The 19,612-nt window shown below is 70.2% G+C and carries 18 protein-coding genes and 1 pseudogene; 18 read left to right on the forward strand and 1 reads right to left on the reverse strand.

The window, feature by feature from the left end; translation table 11 throughout:
• The first annotated feature begins 186 nt into the window (after positions 1 to 186).
• From ASG04_RS10870 to prmC, 8 genes are all read left to right on the forward strand, one after another.
• Positions 187 to 954: an LmeA family phospholipid-binding protein gene (locus ASG04_RS10870; protein WP_056124044.1), complete on the forward strand. Its 768-nt coding sequence runs from the start codon at positions 187 to 189 to the stop codon at positions 952 to 954.
• 63 nt (positions 955 to 1,017) lie between these two features.
• Entirely contained in the window at positions 1,018 to 2,439 is a 1,422-nt protein-coding gene (gene lysA / locus ASG04_RS10875; protein WP_056124048.1) for a diaminopimelate decarboxylase, read from the forward strand.
• Positions 2,440 to 2,467: 28 nt separating this feature from the next.
• Entirely contained in the window at positions 2,468 to 3,775 is a 1,308-nt protein-coding gene (locus ASG04_RS10880) for a homoserine dehydrogenase (RefSeq protein ID WP_056124051.1), read from the forward strand.
• Between the two features lie 100 nt (positions 3,776 to 3,875).
• On the forward strand, positions 3,876 to 4,955 hold the full coding sequence (gene thrC, locus ASG04_RS10885; protein ID WP_056124053.1) for a threonine synthase: 1,080 nt from the start codon (positions 3,876 to 3,878) through the stop codon (positions 4,953 to 4,955).
• Between the two features lie 44 nt (positions 4,956 to 4,999).
• Positions 5,000 to 5,944 (forward strand): homoserine kinase, encoded by a 945-nt coding sequence (thrB, locus tag ASG04_RS10890; RefSeq protein WP_056125682.1) that lies wholly within the window; start codon positions 5,000 to 5,002, stop codon positions 5,942 to 5,944.
• Between the two features lie 204 nt (positions 5,945 to 6,148).
• Entirely contained in the window at positions 6,149 to 8,500 is a 2,352-nt protein-coding gene (rho, locus tag ASG04_RS10895; protein WP_056124055.1) for a transcription termination factor Rho, read from the forward strand.
• Positions 8,501 to 8,503: 3 nt separating this feature from the next.
• A complete protein-coding gene (gene prfA / locus ASG04_RS10900; RefSeq protein WP_056124057.1) occupies positions 8,504 to 9,586 on the forward strand; it encodes a peptide chain release factor 1 in 1,083 nt (360 codons plus the stop codon).
• Positions 9,587 to 9,605: 19 nt separating this feature from the next.
• The gene (prmC, locus tag ASG04_RS10905) at positions 9,606 to 10,496 is read left to right on the forward strand and encodes a peptide chain release factor N(5)-glutamine methyltransferase (RefSeq protein ID WP_056125685.1); all 891 of its coding nucleotides are present in this window, start codon (positions 9,606 to 9,608) and stop codon (positions 10,494 to 10,496) included.
• Here the strand turns inward: prmC and ASG04_RS10910 are convergent.
• On the reverse strand, positions 10,493 to 11,155 hold the full coding sequence (locus ASG04_RS10910) for an HAD family hydrolase (protein ID WP_235515521.1): 663 nt from the start codon (positions 11,153 to 11,155) through the stop codon (positions 10,493 to 10,495). The genes prmC and ASG04_RS10910 overlap by 4 nt on opposite strands.
• Before the next feature lie 38 nt (positions 11,156 to 11,193).
• Here ASG04_RS10910 and ASG04_RS10915 point away from each other — a divergent pair, with 38 nt between their 5' ends.
• The 10 genes and pseudogenes from ASG04_RS10915 to ASG04_RS17895 form a co-directional block, all read left to right on the forward strand.
• The gene (locus ASG04_RS10915; protein WP_056124065.1) at positions 11,194 to 11,868 is read left to right on the forward strand and encodes an L-threonylcarbamoyladenylate synthase; all 675 of its coding nucleotides are present in this window, start codon (positions 11,194 to 11,196) and stop codon (positions 11,866 to 11,868) included.
• Complete coding sequence (locus ASG04_RS10920; RefSeq protein ID WP_056124068.1) at positions 11,865 to 13,133, forward strand: MraY family glycosyltransferase; 1,269 nt, start codon at positions 11,865 to 11,867, stop codon at positions 13,131 to 13,133. Before ASG04_RS10915 ends, ASG04_RS10920 begins: the two co-directional genes overlap by 4 nt.
• On the forward strand, positions 13,130 to 13,627 hold the full coding sequence (locus ASG04_RS10925) for a hypothetical protein (protein ID WP_056124071.1): 498 nt from the start codon (positions 13,130 to 13,132) through the stop codon (positions 13,625 to 13,627). Before ASG04_RS10920 ends, ASG04_RS10925 begins: the two co-directional genes overlap by 4 nt.
• Before the next feature lie 104 nt (positions 13,628 to 13,731).
• Positions 13,732 to 14,592, forward strand: a complete 861-nt coding sequence (gene atpB, locus ASG04_RS10930; protein ID WP_235515522.1) for a F0F1 ATP synthase subunit A — start codon at positions 13,732 to 13,734, stop codon at positions 14,590 to 14,592.
• A gap of 61 nt (positions 14,593 to 14,653) precedes the next feature.
• Entirely contained in the window at positions 14,654 to 14,890 is a 237-nt protein-coding gene (gene atpE / locus ASG04_RS10935; RefSeq protein WP_027465781.1) for an ATP synthase F0 subunit C, read from the forward strand.
• 9 nt (positions 14,891 to 14,899) lie between these two features.
• On the forward strand, positions 14,900 to 15,481 hold the full coding sequence (locus tag ASG04_RS10940) for a F0F1 ATP synthase subunit B (protein WP_056124073.1): 582 nt from the start codon (positions 14,900 to 14,902) through the stop codon (positions 15,479 to 15,481).
• A gap of 2 nt (positions 15,482 to 15,483) precedes the next feature.
• Complete coding sequence (locus tag ASG04_RS10945; protein WP_056124074.1) at positions 15,484 to 16,278, forward strand: F0F1 ATP synthase subunit delta; 795 nt, start codon at positions 15,484 to 15,486, stop codon at positions 16,276 to 16,278.
• A 106-nt stretch (positions 16,279 to 16,384) separates the two neighbouring features.
• The gene (atpA, locus tag ASG04_RS10950; protein ID WP_056124078.1) at positions 16,385 to 18,013 is read left to right on the forward strand and encodes a F0F1 ATP synthase subunit alpha; all 1,629 of its coding nucleotides are present in this window, start codon (positions 16,385 to 16,387) and stop codon (positions 18,011 to 18,013) included.
• Positions 18,014 to 18,916, forward strand: a complete 903-nt coding sequence (locus tag ASG04_RS10955; protein ID WP_056124082.1) for a F0F1 ATP synthase subunit gamma — start codon at positions 18,014 to 18,016, stop codon at positions 18,914 to 18,916.
• 47 nt (positions 18,917 to 18,963) lie between these two features.
• Positions 18,964 to 19,612, forward strand: a pseudogene (locus ASG04_RS17895) (F0F1 ATP synthase subunit beta); the annotation flags it as partial.

Consider the following 19,612-nt stretch of genomic DNA (forward strand, 5'->3'; position numbering starts at 1 on the left):
CGACCGCGCCCGACGCGCGACCGCGCCCGACGCGCGACCGCGCCCGACGCGCGACCGCGCCCGCCGCGCGACCGCGCCCGCCGCGCGACCGCGCCCGCCGCGCGACGGCGCCCGCCGCACGACGCCCGCCGGACGCGACCCGGGCCTCCCGGCTGGCTGACGGTGGACGCTGGCAGGGTGGGACGCATGTCCACCGCCACCGCCACCGCAACCCCGGAGTCGCGCCACCGCGGCCGCACCGTGACCATCGTGGTCCTCGTCATCGTCGTGGTCCTCGCCGTGCTCGTCGTCGTGGCGGAGTTCGTCCTGCGCGGCGTGGTGGACCGGATCATCGCGCAGCAGGTCGAGCAGTCGCTGCCGGAGGGCACGAAGGGCACGGTGCAGGCGCACGCCGACGGTGTCGTCATCCCGCAGCTCATCAGTGGCACGCTCGACGACGTCTCGATCTCGTCACGCAGGATCACGGTCGACGGCATCCCGCTCGCCGCCGACGTCACGGTGCACGACGTCCCGGTCGACGGCAAGGGCGACGTGCACGACGTCGACGGCACGGTGACGCTCGCGTCCGGCAGCGTCAAGGACCTGGCGAAGTACAGTCCGCTCTTCGACCGGCTCTCGCTCACCGACGGCGGGGTGCAGCTGTCCGGGTCGACCGCGGTGCTCGGGTACGACATCGGGTACCTGGCGCAGGGGTCGGTGACGGCCCAGAGCGACGGCAGGGGCATCACGATCACGCCGAAGACGGTGCGCATCACGAACTCGGCGCTCGACCTCAAGGTGGACAGCATCCCGGGCGTCACGGACACACCGGTGCCGGTCTGCACCGCCAAGTTCCTGCCGGAGGCGCTCCGGGTCCGCTCGCTCGACGTCACGGCGTCCCGTGCCGAGGTGCGCATCACCGCGGACCAGCTGCCGCTCAGCGAGCAGGGACTGCAGACCACGGGCACCTGCTGACCTGTCCACAGGTCGCGTGCCACCGGACGGGAGGCCCCGCTCGGCTCGCTAGGATCGGGTCCCGTGAGCGAGAACCCACTTGCCCCGCCGCGGCTGCGGTCCCCGGCTGACGCCTCCGCGCTGACCGCGCGGATCTGGCCGGCCTCCGCCACGCGGACCGACGACGGCTCCCTGGCGGTGGGCGGCATCACCGCCACCGACCTCGTCGAGCAGTTCGGCACCCCGCTCTACGTGGTCGACGAGCACGACGTGCAGTCGCGTGCGGTGCGGGTGCGGAACGCGTTCACCGAGGCGTTCGGGCGCATCGGATCGCACGCGCACGTCTACTACGCCGCCAAGGCGTTCCTCACGACCCAGGTCGCCGCGTGGATGACCGAAGCGGACCTGCGACTCGACGTCTGCACCGCCGGTGAGATCGCGGTGGCCCTGGCCGGCGGCGCCGACCCCGCGCTGATGGGCTTCCACGGCAACGACAAGTCCGACGCCGAGATCGCCCGGGCGGTCGAGATCGGTCTCGGCACGATCGTGCTCGACTCGCACGAGGAGATCGGGCGCGTCGCGGATGCCGCCCAGGCCGCCGGCGTCGTCCAGCGGGTGCGCGTCCGGATCAACAGCGGTGTGCACGCCTCGACCCACGAGTACCTGGCGACGGCGCGCGAAGACCAGAAGTTCGGCATCCCCCTGACCGAAGCGGTGCAGGCGGCCGAGGCGATCCGCGCCCGTCCGTCGCTCGCGTTCGTCGGGTTGCACTCGCACATCGGCTCGCAGATCTTCGACGAGTCCGGGTTCCGTGAAGCCGCACGTCGCCTGATGGACGTGCACGCCACGCTGGTGCGCACGGGCCCGGTCCCGGAGCTCAACCTCGGGGGCGGCTGGGGCATCGACTACACCGAGGCCGACTCGGCGTTCGAACCCGAGGACATCGCCGACGCGCTGGCGGCCATCGTGGCCGAGGCCTGCGCCGAGCGGGGCATCCCCGTGCCGGACGTCGCCGTCGAGCCGGGGCGGTACATCGTCGGACCCGCCGGCGTCACGCTCTACCGGGTCGGCACGATCAAGCCCGTCCAGCTCGAGGTCGAGGGCGGTGGCAGTGCCACGCGCACCTACGTCTCCGTCGACGGGGGCATGAGCGACAACGCCCGCCCGGCGCTCTACGGTGCCGAGTACACGGCGCGGCTCGCCCGCACCTCGGACGCCGACGCGGTCCTGACCCGTGTGGTCGGCAAGCACTGCGAGAGCGGCGACGTGGTGGTCCACGACGAGTACCTGCCCGGCGACGTGCACCGCGGCGACCTGCTGGCGGTCGCGGCGACCGGTGCGTACTGCTGGAGCCTCGCGAGCAACTACAACCACGTCGGCCGTCCGCCGGTCGTCGCGGTGGCCGACGGGCGAGCCCGTATCCTCGTCCGTGGCGAGGGCATCGACGACCTCCTCGCCCGCGACACCGGGGTGTCACCAGTGGCCGCAGCCGATGCCGCACGGTGAGACCCGAGACCCGGAAGAAACGCACCACATGATCGAATACCGCAACGTCCGCGTCGCGCTGCTCGGAGCCGGCTCCGTCGGTTCGCAGGTCGCACGCCTCCTGCTCGAGCACGGTGACGAGCTCGCCTCGCGCGCCGGCGCCGGGCTCAAACTCGTGGGCATCGCCGTCCGCGACCTCGACGCCCAGCGCGACGTCGACCTGCCGCGCGAGCTGTACACGACGGACGCGCAGTCGCTCATCCTCGGTGCGGACATCGTGGTCGAGCTGATCGGCGGCATCGAGCCCGCACGCACCCTCGTGCTGCAGGCGCTGCAGTCGGGGGCCGACGTCGTGACCGGCAACAAGGCCCTGCTCGCCACACACGGACCCGAGCTCTTCGCCGCGGCCGAGCAGGTCGGCGCACAGCTCTACTACGAGGCCGCCGTCGCCGGGGCGATCCCGATCATCCGTCCGCTGCACGACTCGCTCGCCGGCGACCGCATCGTCCGGATCATGGGCATCGTCAACGGCACGACGAACTTCATCCTCGACCTGATGGACCGGCAGGGCAGCACCTTCGAGGACGCGCTCGCGACCGCGACCGAGCTGGGGTACGCCGAGGCCGACCCGACGGCCGACATCGAGGGGTACGACGCCGCGCAGAAGGCGGCGATCCTCGCGTCGATCGCGTTCCACACCTCGGTGCCGCTCGTCGCCGTGCACCGCGAGGGCATCACCGCGATCACGATCGAGCAGGTCCGGGCCGCGCGCAAGGCCGGCTACGTGGTGAAGATCCTGGCGACCTGCGAGCGGCTGACCGATGCCGACGGCCGCGAAGGCGTCAGCGCGCGGGTCTACCCGGCACTGGTGCCCGAGTCGCACCCGCTCGCCAGCGTCCACGGCGCGAAGAACGCCGTGTTCGTCGAGGCCGAGGCCGCCGGTGACCTGATGTTCTACGGTGCCGGTGCCGGCGGGGTCGAGACGGCCTCGGCCGTGCTCGGCGACCTGGTCTCGGCCGCCCGCCGACACGTCATCGGTGGCCCCGGCATCGCCGAGTCGACGCAGTCCGCCCTGCCGGTGTTCCCGATCGGCACGGTCCGCACGAGCTACCAGATCACCCTGCTCGTGGCCGACGCCCCCGGGGTGCTCTCGACCGTCGCGGGCGTCCTCGCGGCACACGGCGTCAGCGTCGAAACGGTCGAGCAGTCGAGCGCACACGGCGACGGCGGCACGGCGACCCTGGTCATCGGCACCCACCAGGCGCGCGAGTCGGACCTCGCCGACACGGTCGTCGCCCTGCGCGGCGAGGACGTCGTCACCGAGGTCACGAGCGTCCTGCGCGTCATCGGCGCCTGACCCAGACCCAGACCCAGACCCAGACCAAGCCCCATGCCCGGGCCCAGGCCCTGACCCAGACCACCACCAGCACCGCACCACCGACAGAGAGAGAACCCCGATGGCCCACCAGTGGCAGGGAGTCCTGCGCGAGTACGCCGACCGACTCGACGTGACCGAGGCGACGCCCATCGTCACGCTGGGCGAGGGCGGCACGCCGCTCATCCCGGCACGCCGACTGTCCGAGCGCACCGGTGCCGACGTCTGGATCAAGTTCGAGGGCATGAACCCGACGGGGTCGTTCAAGGACCGCGGCATGACGATGGCGATCTCGAAGGCCGTCGAGCACGGGGCCAAGGCGGTCATCTGCGCGTCGACCGGCAACACGAGCGCCTCTGCCGCCGCGTACGCCACGCACGCCGGCATCACCGCCGCGGTGCTCGTGCCCGAGGGCAAGATCGCGATGGGCAAGCTCAGCCAGGCCGTCGCGCACGACGCCCAGCTGCTGCAGGTGCAGGGCAACTTCGACGACTGCCTCGACATCGCGCGCGACCTCGCCGCGAACTACCCGGTGCACCTGGTCAACTCGGTCAACAACGACCGCATCGAGGGCCAGAAGACCGCGGCGTTCGAGGTCGTCGACGTCCTGGGCGACGCCCCGGACTTCCACTTCCTGCCGGTCGGCAACGCCGGCAACTACACCGCCTACTCGCGCGGTTACCGCGAGGACGTCGCCGCCGGCCGCTCCAGCCGGATGCCGCGCATGTTCGGGTTCCAGGCCGCCGGCGCCGCCCCGATCGTGTCGGGCGAGGTCGTTCCGCACCCCGAGACCATCGCGTCGGCGATCCGCATCGGCAACCCGGCGTCGTGGAAGTACGCGCTCGAGGCCCGCGAGGAGACGGACGGCTACTTCGGCGCGATCAGTGACGCCGGCATCCTCGCCGCGCACCGGATCCTGTCGGCCGAGGTCGGGGTCTTCGTCGAGCCCGCGTCGGCCATCGGCGTCGCCGGACTGCTCGAGCGTGCCGACGCCGGCCAGGTCCCGAAGGGCGCGAAGGTCGTCATCACGGTCACCGGGCACGGCCTCAAGGACCCGCAGTGGGCGCTCAAGACCGAGGACGGCGGCGACGTCACCCCGACGAGCGTGCCCGTCGACACCGCGGCGATCGCCGACGTGCTCGGACTGGTCGGCGCCGCGTGAGCACCGACCGTCCGTCCGGAGCGGGACGGGGCTCGACCGCCCGCATCGCCGTACCGGCCGGACGGGCGGTGCGCGTCCGCGTGCCGGCGACCTCGGCCAACCTCGGCCCGGGGTTCGACTCCCTGGGGCTGGCGCTCTCGCTCTACGACGAGGTCGCGGTCCGCGTGCGGCCGCAACCGGGCGCGACGGTCACCGTACAGGGGGTCGGGGCGGGTGAGGTCGCGACCGACGACACGAACCTGGTGGTGCGCGCGGTCCGTCGTGGTCTCGAGCATGCCGGAGTCGAGCAGCCCGGTCTCGAGCTCAGCGCGGTCAACGCGATCCCGCACGGCCGCGGTCTGGGGTCCTCCGCCGCCGCGATCGTCGCCGGACTGATGGCCGCGCGGGGGCTGCTCGAGGGGATCGTCGACCTCGACGCCTCGACCCTGCTGACGCTCGCCACCGAGATGGAGGGGCATCCGGACAACGTCGCACCGGCGCTGTTCGGCGGCCTGACGATCGCGTGGATGACACCCGACGGTCCCGCGTACAAGCGCCTGCTGGTGCACCGCGGTGTCTCCCCGGTGGTCTTCGTGCCGACCTCCACGCTGTCCACGAAGCTCGCGCGGTCCCTGCAGCCCGACAGCGTGCCGCACGCCGATGCCGCGTTCAACGTGTCGCGCTCGGCGCTGCTCGTCGCGGCGCTGATCCAGAGCCCCGAGCTCCTGCTCGCCGCGACCGAGGACCGCCTGCACCAGACGTACCGCGCGAGTGCGATGCCCGAGACCGACGTGCTCATCCGCCTGCTCCGGCAGCACGGCCTGGCCGCCGTCGTCTCCGGCGCCGGACCCAGCCTGCTCGTGCTCGGCAGCGACCCGGCGCAGCGTCTGACCGCGGCGGCGCTGCTGGAACGACACGCCGAAACCACCTGGCGGCCGCTCATGCTGGCCGTCGATCTCGGTGGTGCTACAGTGAACGCGCACCCGGCGAACGACCTCGGACGCTCGTAGCGCGGCTTCGAGCCGGCATGAACACCGTGCCAGCACGAACCAGCCAGCATGAACTCCAGGTCCCCGCAGGTGTGATCTCCCTCAGATCACCGCTCCCCGGTCCGTCGTCTGAACGGCGGCCGTCGCACTCACGATGCTGTTGCATCCGCGCGGGAAGTCGGTGGAAACTCTCCGCGCTCTGCGGTTCGGAAGGAACACAGCACTGTGACCAACGTCAACAACTCCACCGCCTCGGTGGAGATCCCCAGCGACCTGCGCGCACTCCGTCTGCCGGAACTGCAGCGGATCGCGTCCGCCCTCGGCATCACCGGGCTCTCGAAGCTGCGCAAGGGCGACCTCATCGCCTCGATCGAGGACCGCCGTCCCGCCGACTCCGCGACCGGCGCCGGTGCCGCTGCGGCGTCCGAGACCCTGACCCTGCCGGAGCCCGACGCCGTGGCACCGACGGACGAGGCGATCCCCGCCGCGGCCCGTGCGCCGCGGTCACGCGCGCCGAAGAGCCAGACACCGACCGAGGCCCCCAGCGCCGAAGCCCCCAGCGCCGAGGCACCCACTGCCGACACCGAGGCACCCTCGCGTGCTCGTCGCTCGCGTCGTGCCACGTCCGGCGGCACCGTGACGACGGCCCCGACCACCGCGGCCGACCACACCAACCACGGCCACACCGGCACCGAGGACCTGCTCGCGGGCCTCGACCAGGTCCGCGCCGAGAAGGACGCGCAGGAAGCCCAGTCGGGTGGCCAGCGCCGTCGTCGCGGGCAGAAGGCCGAGCCGGCCCAGTCGACCGAGCAGCCGGAGCAGCCCCAGTCCGGCGCACCGTCCCAGTCCGCGTCGCAGCCGCAGTCGGCCTCGCAGCCGCAGTCGGCCGAGCAGCAGGACCAGGCCGGTCATGACGACCAGGCCGACGACCAGCAGGGCACCGACCAGCACGGCGACCAGCAGAACGACGCCGACGGCGGCCCCCGTCGCGGCCGTCGCAGCCGTGGTCGCGGCCGTGGCCGTGGGCAGAACGCCGAGCAGTCGGGCGAGCAGCAGGCCGATGACCAGCAGCAGAACGGCCGCCAGAACGGTCGTGGCAACCAGAACCAGAACCAGAACCAGAACCAGAACCAGAACCAGGCCCAGAACCACGCCGACGCGAAGCAGGACGACGCCGAGGACCAGGCCGACCAGCAGCCGAAGCAGCAGAACGGCCGCCAGAAGCAGCAGGGTCAGCAGAAGCAGGCGCCGAACCAGAACCAGCAGCAGAACGGCCAGGCGCAGGCGCAGGCCCAGCGCGAGGACGGGCAGCGCCGCCAGGAGGACGAGGCCGAGAACGGTCGCAGCCGCCGTCAGCGCGACCGCAAGCGCGGCCGCGGCGGGCAGAACGACGAGTTCGAGCCGGAGATCACCGAGGACGACGTCCTGATCCCGGTCGCGGGCATCCTCGACGTCCTCGACAACTACGCCTTCGTGCGGACGACCGGGTACCTGCCGGGTCCGAGCGACGTCTACGTCTCCCTGGGCCAGGTGAAGAAGTACCACCTGCGCAAGGGTGACGCCGTCGTCGGTGCGATCAAGCAGCCGCGTGACAACGAGCAGCAGAGCCGCCAGAAGTACAACGCGCTGGTCAAGATCGACACGATCAACGGCCAGACCGCTGACGAGGCCGGCGCTCGCGTCGACTTCCAGGACCTCACGCCGCTGTACCCGAACGAGCGCCTGCGTCTCGAGACCGCTCCGGAGAAGCTGAGCACGCGGATCATCGACCTGGTGTCGCCGATCGGCAAGGGCCAGCGCGGCCTGATCGTCTCGCCGCCCAAGGCCGGCAAGACCGTCGTGCTGCAGGCCATCGCGAACGCGGTCTCGAAGAACAACCCCGAGGCGCACCTCATGGTCGTGCTCGTCGACGAGCGGCCCGAAGAGGTCACCGACATGCAGCGCACGGTGAAGGGCGAGGTCATCGCCTCGACCTTCGACCGCCCCGCCGAGGACCACACCACGGTCGCCGAGCTCGCCATCGAGCGTGCGAAGCGCCTCGTCGAGCTGGGCCACGACGTGGTCCTGCTGCTCGACTCGATCACCCGCCTGGGCCGCGCGTACAACCTGTCCACCCCACCGTCGGGCCGCGTGCTCTCCGGTGGCGTCGACTCCGCCGCGCTGTACCCGGCCAAGCGCTTCTTCGGCGCCGCCCGCAACATCGAGAACGGCGGCTCGCTGACCATCCTCGCCACGGCGCTCGTCGAGACCGGGTCGAAGATGGACGAGGTGATCTTCGAGGAGTTCAAGGGCACCGGCAACATGGAGCTGCGCCTGAACCGCCACCTCGCGGACAAGCGGATCTTCCCGGCCGTCGACGTGAATGCCTCGGGCACCCGTCGCGAGGAGCAGCTGCTCTCCGCCGACGAGGTCACGATCACCTGGCGCCTGCGTCGTGCCCTGGCCGGGCTCGACCCGCAGCAGGCGCTCGAGATCGTGCTGCGGAACCTCAGGGAGACGCAGTCGAACGTCGAGTTCCTGGTGCAGGTGCAGAAGTCGGTCCCCGCGACCGGGCACCACGCCGGACACCAGGAGTAACGCGTGTTCGAGTCGGTGGCAGGGCTGCTGGCGGAACACGAGGACCTGACGCAGCAGCTGTCGGACCCCGCGCTCCACGCCGATGCGGCCCGGGCGAAGAAGGTCAACCGGCGCTACGCCGAGCTGAACCGGATCAAGTCCGCCTACGAGTCCTGGACGGCGGCGGGGGACGACCTCGCCGCCGCCCGGGAGCTCGCGAAGGAGGACTCGGCGTTCGCGGACGAGGTCCCCGGGCTCGAGGAGCAGCTCGCCGAGCGCCAGGAGCGCCTGCGTCGCCTGCTCGTCCCGCGCGACCCGGACGACGGTCGCGACGTCATCATGGAGATCAAGGGCGGCGAAGGCGGCGAGGAGTCGGCGCTGTTCGCGGCCGACCTGCTGCGCATGTACTCCCACTACGCCGAGTCCAAGGGCTGGAAGACCGAGCTCCTCGAGCGCACCGAGAGCGACCTCGGCGGCTACAAGGACGTCCAGGTCGCGATCAAGTCGAACTCGACCGACCCGGCCCAGGGCGTGTGGGCGCACCTCAAGTACGAGGGTGGCGTGCACCGTGTCCAGCGTGTGCCGGCGACCGAGTCCCAGGGGCGCATCCACACCTCGACGACGGGCGTGCTCGTCTTCCCCGAGGTCGACGAGCCCGAAGAGGTCGAGATCAACCAGAACGACCTGAAGATCGACGTCTACCGCTCGTCCGGCCCCGGTGGCCAGTCCGTCAACACGACGGACTCCGCGGTGCGCATCACCCACCTGCCGACCGGCATCACGGTGGCGATGCAGAACGAGAAGTCGCAGCTGCAGAACAGGGAGGCGGGGATGCGCGTGCTGCGTGCCCGCATCCTGGCGAAGCAGCAGGAGGAGCTCGACGCCCTGGCGTCGGACGCCCGTCGGTCGCAGATCCGGGGCATGGACCGCTCGGAGCGCATCCGGACCTACAACTTCCCGGAGAACCGGATCGCGGACCACCGCACCGGGTACAAGGCGTACGACCTGGACCGCGTGATGAACGGTGCGCTCGAGCCCGTCATCGAGTCGGCCATCCGTGCGGACGAAGAGGCACGTCTGGCCGCCGTCGGCGACCAGACCGCCTAGCACCCGCCTGGAGGCCCGGATCACCTCCGACAGCCGACCCACGTCGACCGGACCCACGTTCGCGGCCGATCGCCTCCTCGACGAGGCGACCGCTGCGCTCGTGGGGAACGGCGTCCCGACGCCGCGTGTGGACGCCGAGCTGCTGCTCGCGTGGGCGACCGACACCTCGCGTGGCGCCGTGCAGGCCCGTGCGATGACCGGCGGCGCGATCGCGGTGGAGCACGTCGAGCGGTTCCGCCAGGCCGTCGCCCGCCGTGCCACCCGCGAGCCGCTGCAGCACATCACCGGCGAGGCCCACTTCCGTGCGCTGACGCTCGCGGTCGGACCCGGGGTGTTCGTCCCACGCCCCGAGACCGAGTCCGTCGTGCAGTTCGGCATCGACGCGCTGCGGGCAACGGCGGTGCCGGAGCCGATCGCCGTCGACCTGGGTTCCGGCAGCGGCGCAATCGCGATCGCGATGGACACCGAGGTGCCGAACGCACTCGTGTACGCGGTCGAACGATCCGCCGACGCGCTGCCCTGGACCCGGCGCAACGTCGCCACGTACGGCGGGACGGTGCGCCTGGTCGAGGGCGACCTGGCCGACGCGTTCCCGGAGCTCGACGGCTCCGTGTCCGTCGTCGTGTCGAACCCGCCCTACGTGCCGGACGACGCGGTCCCGATCGACCCCGAGGTGCGTGACCACGACCCGGCGCTCGCGCTGTACGGGGGAGTGGACGGCCTCGACGCGGTCCGAGCCCTCACCGAGACGGCCTGGCGGCTGCTCGTGCCCGGCGGACTGCTCGTCGTCGAGCACGCCGAACCGCAGGGCGCAGCCGTGCGGCAGGTCCTGGCACGCCGGGGGTTCCGGTCCCCGGAGACGCACGTCGACCTGACGGGACGCGACCGCACGACCACCGCCACGCGCTAGGCGGAGGTGAGCCGAGCCTCCAGGGTGTCGTGCCGGTCAGCCACGAACGCGCGGACGGCGTCCCGCAGGTCCGTCTCGTGCTCGACCAGCACGGCGTGGATGCCGACGCTGCGCGCCCCCGCGACGTTCTCGGGCATGTCGTCGGCGAAGAAGGTGTCCTCGGGGGCGGCGCCGTGGTGGGCGAGGGCCCGCTCGAACACCTCGGGTTCGGGCTTGCGCGCGCCGAAGTTGCTGGTGGTGTCGAGGTGCTCGCCGAACAGCGGCGGCAGCGACGGCGCCCACGTGTGGATCCAGCGGCCGGCGAGCGGGCCGTTGTTCGTGAGCAGGGCGACACGCCCGTGCTCGGCGGCGACCCGGACGGCCTCGATGCGTTCCGGCAGCTCGGTCATGGCCGCGCCACGGACACGCGCCCAGTCGGACTCGGGGACGGAGCAGCCCATCGCCCGCTCGAAGGCCGCCAGGTAGGTGTCGGCGTCGGGGAACCCGCCGGCCTCGGCGCGCTGCTCGTTGCCGGACAGCCACCAGCGCCGGCGGAGCTCGCCGAGGTCGTGCCCGGTGAGCTCGGTGAGGCCCGCCATGCGGGTCTTCCAGTCGTAGCGGACGAGGACGTCGTCCATGTCGAAGAGGAACAGGAGTCGGGGCGCAGGCGTCGAGTTCACGATGTCCACCATTGTGTCGCACTATCATCGTGCGAGTCATGGCATCCCGATACGACTGCAACGACCCCGACGGGCTCCTGACCGGGATGCGGCTCGCACGAGCAGCACTCGGACGGGGCGAGCTCGTGGTCGTCCCCACCGACACCGTCTACGGTCTGGCGGCCGACGCCTTCAACGCGCCCGCTGTCCAGCGGCTGCTCGACGCCAAGGGCCGCACGCGGCAGTCGCCGCCGCCCGTGCTGATCCCCGGGCCGCCGACGCTCGACGCCCTGGCGAGCGAGGTGCCCCAGCAGGTCCGCGACCTGGTGGCGGAGTTCTGGCCCGGTGGCCTGACCGTGATCCTGCACGCCCAGCCCTCCCTCGACTGGGACCTGGGGGAGACCCGGGGGACCGTCGCGCTCCGCATGCCCGACTCCCGCATCGCCCTCGAGCTGCTGCGCGAGGTGGGGCCGCTCGCAGTCTCGTCGGCCAACAGCACGGGGGACCCCGCCGCGATGGACGTCGACGCAGCGGAGTCGATGCTCGGCGACAGCGTCGCGGTGTACCTCGACGGCGGAACGCTCGACGTCCACGACGGTGTCGCTGCCTCGACGGGCTCGACGATCGTCGACGCGACCGGGCTGTCGACGGGTGACGGCCTGCGGATCGTCCGGCACGGGGTGATCCCGGACTCCGAGATCGAACGGGTCGTGGGGGCCGACCTCGTCACGTGAAGTACTACCTGCTCGCGGGGGCCATCTCCGCCGTCGTGAGCTTCCTGGTCAGCTGGGTGCTCTGGAAGGCGGGCGTCAAGTACCGGTGGTATCCGCAGGTCCGCGAGCGTGACGTCCACCGCACGCCGGTCCCGCGCCTGGGTGGCATCGCGATGTTCCTCGGCGTGGTCGTCTCGTTGCTCTGCGCCTGGTTCGTGTTCCCGCACATCCAGGGGATCGACTTCTTCCGGCTCGTGTTCGCTGAGCCGCAGCGCGTGCTCGCCGTGCTGGCAGGTGCGACCATCATCGTGGTCCTGGGCGTCGCCGACGACATCTGGGACCTCGACTGGATGACCAAGCTCGCCGGGCAGATCATCGCCGCCGGGATCCTGGCGTGGCAGGGCGTCGCGATCGTCTCGCTGCCGATCGGCAACACGCTCGGCGTGGGCTCGTCCTACATGAGCCTGATCTTCACCGTGCTGGCCGTGGTGCTCGTCATGAACGCGGTGAACTTCATCGACGGACTCGACGGCCTCGTGGCCGGTGTCGCGATCATCGCCGGCGGGGTGTTCTTCCTCTACACGTTCTTCATCAACCGCGTGGTCGTGCAGACCGAGTTCTTCTTCAACCTGCCGTCGCTGCTGACCGCGGTGCTGGTCGGTGCGTGCTGCGGCTTCCTCGTCCTCAACTGGCACCCGGCGAAGCTCTTCATGGGCGATGCCGGCGCGCTGCTCGTCGGGTTCCTGATGGCCACGAGCGCCGTGTCCATCACGGGCAACATCGACCCCGCGGCGGTCCGCACCCGGACCGACCTGCTGCCGGCGTTCATCCCGATCCTGCTGCCCTTCGCGATCCTGATCGTGCCGATGCTCGACTTCGGGCTGGCCGTGTTCCGCCGGCTCAGCGCGGGCAAGTCGCCGTTCTCGGCGGACCGCAAGCACCTGCACCACCGCTTGCTCGACATGGGGCACTCGCACTTCCACGCGGTGCTGATCTTCTACGCGTGGACCGCCACGGTCGCCGTCGGGTGTCTGCTCTTCCTGTTCGTGAACTGGTGGTGGGTCGTGGCGTTCGTCGCGGTCGGCTTCACCATCTGCGCGATCGCCACCTTCGCCCCGCTCGGGCGGAAGCGCACCGAGATCGCGGCGCAGACCGCCGCGCGGGCGGGTGGTCGTGTGGACGCCAGTCTCGATCCGCTCGACCGCGCCGCAGCCGGGCGCGACCGTCCCGTCACGGGCGGGCCCCGTTCGGGTCCGACCCGTCCCACCACTGGAGAACCCTCGTGACCACCCCGAACGGCCTCGACCACGTCCGTCCGATCTTCCGACGGATCCTGGTGCAGGGCGCCCTCCTGGCGCTCGCGCTGGCGGTGGTCGGCGGTGTCGTCGGCTTCCTCGTCGCCGGGACGCCGGGGCTGGCCGGGGGACTGATCGGCGCCGTGATGAGCGTGGTGTTCTGCGGTCTGACCGCGGTGAGCGTGCTGCTGGCGATCCGGTTCTCCGGCGGGCAGATGATCTCCGGCGCGTTCTTCGGGACGATCATGGGGATGTTCCTGGTCAAGTTCGTGCTCTTCATCGTGGTGCTCGTGCTGCTCAAGGACCGCGACTGGGTGGACACGCCGGTCCTGGCGATCGCGATCATCGTCGGTGTGATCGGGTCGCTCGTGATCGACGTCACCGTGATCGCCAAGGGCCGGGTGCCGATCGACGTGCCGCTGCCCGGGTCGGGGTCGTCGGCCCTCGACTCCTCGGATCCTGGGAAGGGCGACCCGCGCCCCTGAGAGCCCGAGAAGGCTCTCTCACCTGATAGGGTTTGTTGCGTCCGCGTCCGGAGCCTCGCTCGGAGCGGACAGCCTCCACACAGTCCACCATCGCGTGCCATGACGTGCGCGCGCCGACACAGGAGACAGCGCTGCTATCCCACGCTCTTCCCCTGTCCCTCACCGCTGCGGCCAACACCGTTGCGGCGGGGAGCAGTAAGGCCGCCGAGTTCCATGGCCCGTCGATCAACGAGTTCTTCCCGGAGGCGATCTTCTTCGCCGGGACGCCGTTCGAGATCGATCGTGTCGTCATCATCCGCTTCATCGCGGTCGCAGTGCTGCTCGTCTTCGCCTTCGTGGGGACCCGCGCACTGAAGCTCGTCCCGAACCGGGGTCAGGCGTTCATCGAGTACGGCTTCGACGTCGTGCGCCGGAACACCTTCGACAACCTCGGCGAGAAGGACGGCAAGCGCTTCCTGCCGCTCCTCGCGACGATCTTCTTCGGCGTGCTGTTCATGAACCTGACGGGTCTGATCCCGTTCATGAACCTCGCTGGCACCAGCCGCATCGCGATGCCGATGATCCTGGCGATCGTCGCCTACGTCGCCTTCATCTACGCGGGGCTGCGCAAGCACCCGGGCACGTTCCTCCGGAACTCGCTCTTCCCGCCCGGGGTGCCGTGGTACCTCTACATCATCGTGACGCCGATCGAGCTCGTGTCGACCTTCGTGCTCCGACCGATCACGCTGACGTTGCGACTCCTGATGAACATGGTCGTCGGGCACCTGCTGCTCGTCCTGTTCTTCTCGGCCACGCAGTTCTTCTTCTTCGACGCCTCGCTCGGCTTCAAGGCGTTCGGTGTCGGCACCATCGCGTTCGGCATCGCGTTCAGCTTCTTCGAGATCCTCGTCGCGCTGCTGCAGGCCTACGTCTTCATGCTCCTCACCGCCGTCTACATCCAGCTGGCGCTGGCCGACGAGCACTGATTCCTCACTGACCCCCTACGGGACCGGCATCCGCCGGACCCGCACCTCGAAAGGAAAACACGTGGACGCAACGACCGTTCTCGCGGAGATCAACGGCAACATCGCGACGGTTGGCTACGGCCTCGCTGCGATCGGCCCGGCCATCGGCGTCGGCATCGTCGTCGGCAAGACGATCGAGTCCGTCGCTCGCCAGCCCGAGCTCCAGGGCCGCCTGACGACCCTCATGTACATCGGTATCGCCTTCACCGAGGCCCTGGCCTTCATCGGTATCGCGACGTACTTCATCTTCACCAACTAAGGTTCCTCGATGCAGCACGCACTCATCATCGCGGCGGAGGAGAACATCAATCCGCTGATCCCCCCGGTGTACGACATCGTGTGGTCCGCGGTGGCCTTCGTCATCATCTTCGTGGTGTTCTGGCGTGTCGTCACGCCGCGCATCACCAAGATGCTCGATGAGCGCACCGAGGCCATCGAGGGCGGCATCAAGAAGGCCGAAGCCGCTCAGGAGCAGGCCGCGGCCGCGCTCGACGAGTACAACAAGCAGCTCGCCGACGCCCGTGCCGAAGCCTCGCGGATCCGCGAGCAGGCCCGTGCCGACGCGACCGCCATCGGCAACGAGGTGCGCGAGCAGGCTTCGGCCGACGCAGCGCGCATCACGAGCAACGCCCAGGCGCAGATCGAGGCAGAGCGCCAGAGCGCGCTCCAGTCGCTCCGCACCGAGGTCGGCTCGCTCGCACTCGACCTGGCGTCGGGTGTCATCGGTGAGTCCCTCAAGGACGACGCCAAGGCCACCGCGGTCGTCGACCGCTTCCTCGCCGACCTCGAGTCGTCGAAGAACGCCGACGTGTCCGAGGTCCAGGCGTCGCAGGCCGAGACGGAGCGCTGAGCATGCGGAGCGCCACCCGTTCAGCACTGACCTCCACGCAGGCGGTGCTCGCCGACCTCGGCAGCAGCGCCGACCTGGAGAGCGGTGCTGAGATCCTCGCCGCAGGGCGAGTGGTCGCCGGTGCGCCGCAGCTCCTGACGCTGCTGGCCGACCCGACCGCCGACGTCGTCGGCAAGAAGTCGGTCGTCGACCGGGTCTTCGCCGGACAGTCCGACGCCACGCGCGCCGTGCTGACCGCGGTGGCCGGCTCGCGCTGGTCGTCCCAACAGGACCTGCTCGCCGGCATCGAGGACGCGGGCATCCGCGCCGTCGCCGCGACTGCGGGGACGGGCAGCTCGATCGAGGCGGAGCTCTTCGCCTTCGAGACGGCCGTCCGTTCCGACGCCGGCCTCGAGCTGGCGCTGGGGACCAAGCTCGGCAGCCCGGAACAGAAGAGCGCGCTCGTCGAGCGCCTCATCGGCAGCAAGTCGTCGCCGCAGACCGTGACGATCCTGTCGGCACTGGTCCAGCAGCCGCGAGGTCGACGGATCGGCGAGCTCGTCCGCGACGCCTCGCGCATCGTGGCCGACCAGGCAGCGAAGGTGGTGGCCACGGTGATCACCGCCGTGCCGCTGTCCGACAGCCAGGCCGCCCGCGTCGCCCGCGGTCTCTCGGAGCGCTACGGCAAGGACATCATCGTCAACCACGTCGTCGACCCCGCGGTCGTCGGCGGGGTCCGGGTGCAGGTCGGCGGCGACGTCATCGACGGCACCGTGTCCACGCGCCTCGCCGACCTCCGGCTCCAGCTCGCCGGCTGAGCGTACGGTCGAACCAGACACCCAAGTCCACAACGGGAACTGTCCCCACCGGGCAGCATCACCCTCTCGGAGCCGTAGCGCCCCGGAAACCAACAAGGAAAATCCCATGGCAGACATCACCATCAGCCCCGATGAGATCCGTGATGCCCTGAAGGACTTCGTCTCGAACTACGAGCCGACGAAGGCCTCCACGGCCGAGATCGGGCACGTCACCGACGCCGGTGACGGCATCGCCCACGTCGAAGGCCTCCCCGGCGTCATGGCCAACGAGCTCATCCGCTTCGCGGACGGCACGCTCGGCCTCGCGCAGAACCTCGACGAGGACTCGATCGGCGCCATCGTGCTCGGCGAGTTCTCGGGCGTCGAAGAGGGCCAGGAAGTCACCCGCACCGGCGAGGTCCTCTCGGCCCCCGTCGGCGATGCCTTCCTCGGCCGTGTCGTCGACCCGCTCGGCGCCCCGATCGACGGGCTCGGCGAGATCGCAGCCGAGGGACGTCGTGCCCTCGAGCTCCAGGCTCCCGGTGTCATGTCGCGCAAGTCGGTGCACGAGCCGCTGCAGACCGGCATCAAGGCCATCGACGCGATGATCCCCGTCGGCCGTGGTCAGCGTCAGCTGATCATCGGCGACCGCCAGACCGGCAAGACCGCGATCGCGATCGACACGATCATCAACCAGAAGGCCAACTGGGAGTCGGGCGACGAGGACAAGCAGGTCCGCTGCATCTACGTCGCCATCGGCCAGAAGGGCTCCACGATCGCCTCCGTCAAGGGCGCGCTCGAGGACGCCGGTGCGATGGAGTACACGACCATCGTCGCCGCTCCTGCCTCCGACCCGGCCGGCTTCAAGTACCTCGCCCCGTACACCGGCTCGGCCATCGGCCAGCACTGGATGTACCAGGGCAAGCACGTCCTGATCATCTTCGACGACCTGTCGAAGCAGGCCGAGGCCTACCGTGCCGTGTCGCTCCTCCTGCGTCGTCCGCCGGGGCGCGAGGCCTACCCGGGCGATGTCTTCTACCTGCACTCCCGTCTGCTGGAGCGTTGCGCGAAGCTGTCCGACGAGCTCGGCGCCGGATCGATGACGGGTCTGCCCATCATCGAGACCAAGGCGAACGACGTCTCGGCGTACATCCCGACCAACGTCATCTCGATCACCGACGGCCAGATCTTCCTGCAGTCGGACCTCTTCAACGCGAACCAGCGTCCGGCCGTCGACGTGGGCATCTCGGTGTCCCGCGTCGGTGGTGACGCCCAGGTCAAGTCGATCAAGAAGGTCTCCGGCACGCTCAAGCTCGAGCTGGCGCAGTACCGCTCGCTCGAGGCGTTCGCGATGTTCGCCTCGGACCTCGACCAGGCCTCGCGTCGTCAGCTCGACCGCGGTGCCCGTCTGACCGAGCTGCTCAAGCAGCCGCAGTACTCGCCGTACCCGGTCGAAGAGCAGGTCGTCTCCATCTGGGCCGGCACGAACGGCAAGCTCGACACGGTTCCCGTCCCCGACGTGCTCCGGTTCGAGTCCGAGCTGCTTGACCACCTGCGTCGCAACTCCGACGTGCTCACGACCCTGCGCGAGACCAACCAGCTCAGCGACGACACCGTCGCCGAGATGGGGCGCCAGATCGACGAGTTCACGAAGAGCTTCCAGACCAGCGACGGCAAGACCCTCGGGTCCGAGCAGGTCCAGGCGGCTGACGCCGAGGACGTCGACCAGGAGCAGATCGTCAAGGGTCGTCGCTAGATGGCAGCCCAGGTCCGGGTCTACCGCCAGCGCATCAAGTCCGCGAAGACCACGAAGAAGGTCACGCGCGCCATGGAGTTGATCTCGGCGTCGCGGATCCAGAAGGCCCAGGCCCGCATGGCCGCCTCGGGACCGTACTCGCGTGCGGTGACCCGGGCCGTGTCGGCCGTGGCGACGTTCTCGAACGTGGACCACGTCTTGACGACCGAACCCGAGACGTCGACCCGTGCGGCCGTGGTGCTCTTCACCTCGGACCGCGGCCTGAACGGCGCGTTCAGCACGAACGTCCTCAAGCAGACCGAGGAGCTCGCCTCCCTGCTCCGCAGTGAGGGCAAGGACGTCGTCTACTACCTGGTCGGGCGCAAGTCCGTCGGGTACTTCGCGTTCCGTGAGCGTCCGTCCGAGCAGCAGTGGGTCGGCAACACCGACCAGCCGGAGTTCTCGACGGCCAAGGAGATCGGCGACGCCGTCGTGGCGAAGTTCCTCCAGGACACGGCCGAGGGCGGCGTGGACGAGATCCACATCGTCTTCAACCGGTTCCTCAGCCTGGCGACGCAGGAGCCGCAGGTCGTGCGTCTGCTGCCCCTCGAGGTCGTCGACGGCGTCGACGAGCCCACGAACGACGAGCCCCTGCCGCTGTACGAGTTCGAGCCGGACGCCGACGCGGTGCTCGACTCGCTGCTCCCGGTCTACATCGAGAGCCGCATCTTCAATGCCATGCTGCAGTCGGCTGCCTCCGAGCACGCCGCCCGCCAGAAGGCCATGAAGGCGGCCAGTGACAACGCGGACTCGCTGATCCGTGACTTCACCCGACTCGCCAACAACGCGCGTCAGGCCGAGATCACGCAGCAGATCTCCGAGATCGTCGGCGGCGCCGACGCGCTCTCGTCGAAGAAGAAGTAGTCCGCGTCGCTCGCGGACAGCAACCCACCCTCAGGAAGGCACCAGCCATGACCGACACCGCAACCACCGCGGTCGAGACGTCGTCGGCGCCCGGTGTCGGCCGGATCGCCCGTGTCACGGGCCCCGTCGTCGACATCGAGTTCCCGCACGACGCAATCCCGGAGATGTACAACCTCCTGTTCACGACCATCACCATCGGTGAGTCGTCGCAGGAGATCGGCCTCGAGGTCGCCCAGCACCTCGGCGACGACCTGGTCCGTGCCATCTCGCTGAAGCCCACCGACGGTCTCGTCCGCGGTCAGGAAGTCCGCGACTCGGGCGCCCCGATCTCGGTCCCCGTCGGTGACGTCACCAAGGGCAAGGTCTTCGACGTGCTGGGCAACGTGCTCAACACCGACGAGAAGCTCGAGATCACCGAGCGCTGGCCGATCCACCGCAAGGCCCCGGCCTTCGACCAGCTCGAGTCCAAGACCTCGATGTTCGAGACGGGCATCAAGTCGATCGACCTCCTGACCCCCTACGTGCAGGGCGGCAAGATCGGTCTGTTCGGTGGTGCGGGCGTCGGCAAGACCGTCCTCATCCAGGAGATGATCCAGCGCGTCGCGCAGGACCACGGCGGTGTCTCGGTGTTCGCCGGTGTCGGTGAGCGCACGCGTGAGGGCAACGACCTCATCGGTGAGATGGAAGAGGCGGGGG

This window comes from Curtobacterium sp. Leaf183, from assembly GCF_001424385.1.
Lineage (GTDB): Bacteria > Actinomycetota > Actinomycetes > Actinomycetales > Microbacteriaceae > Curtobacterium.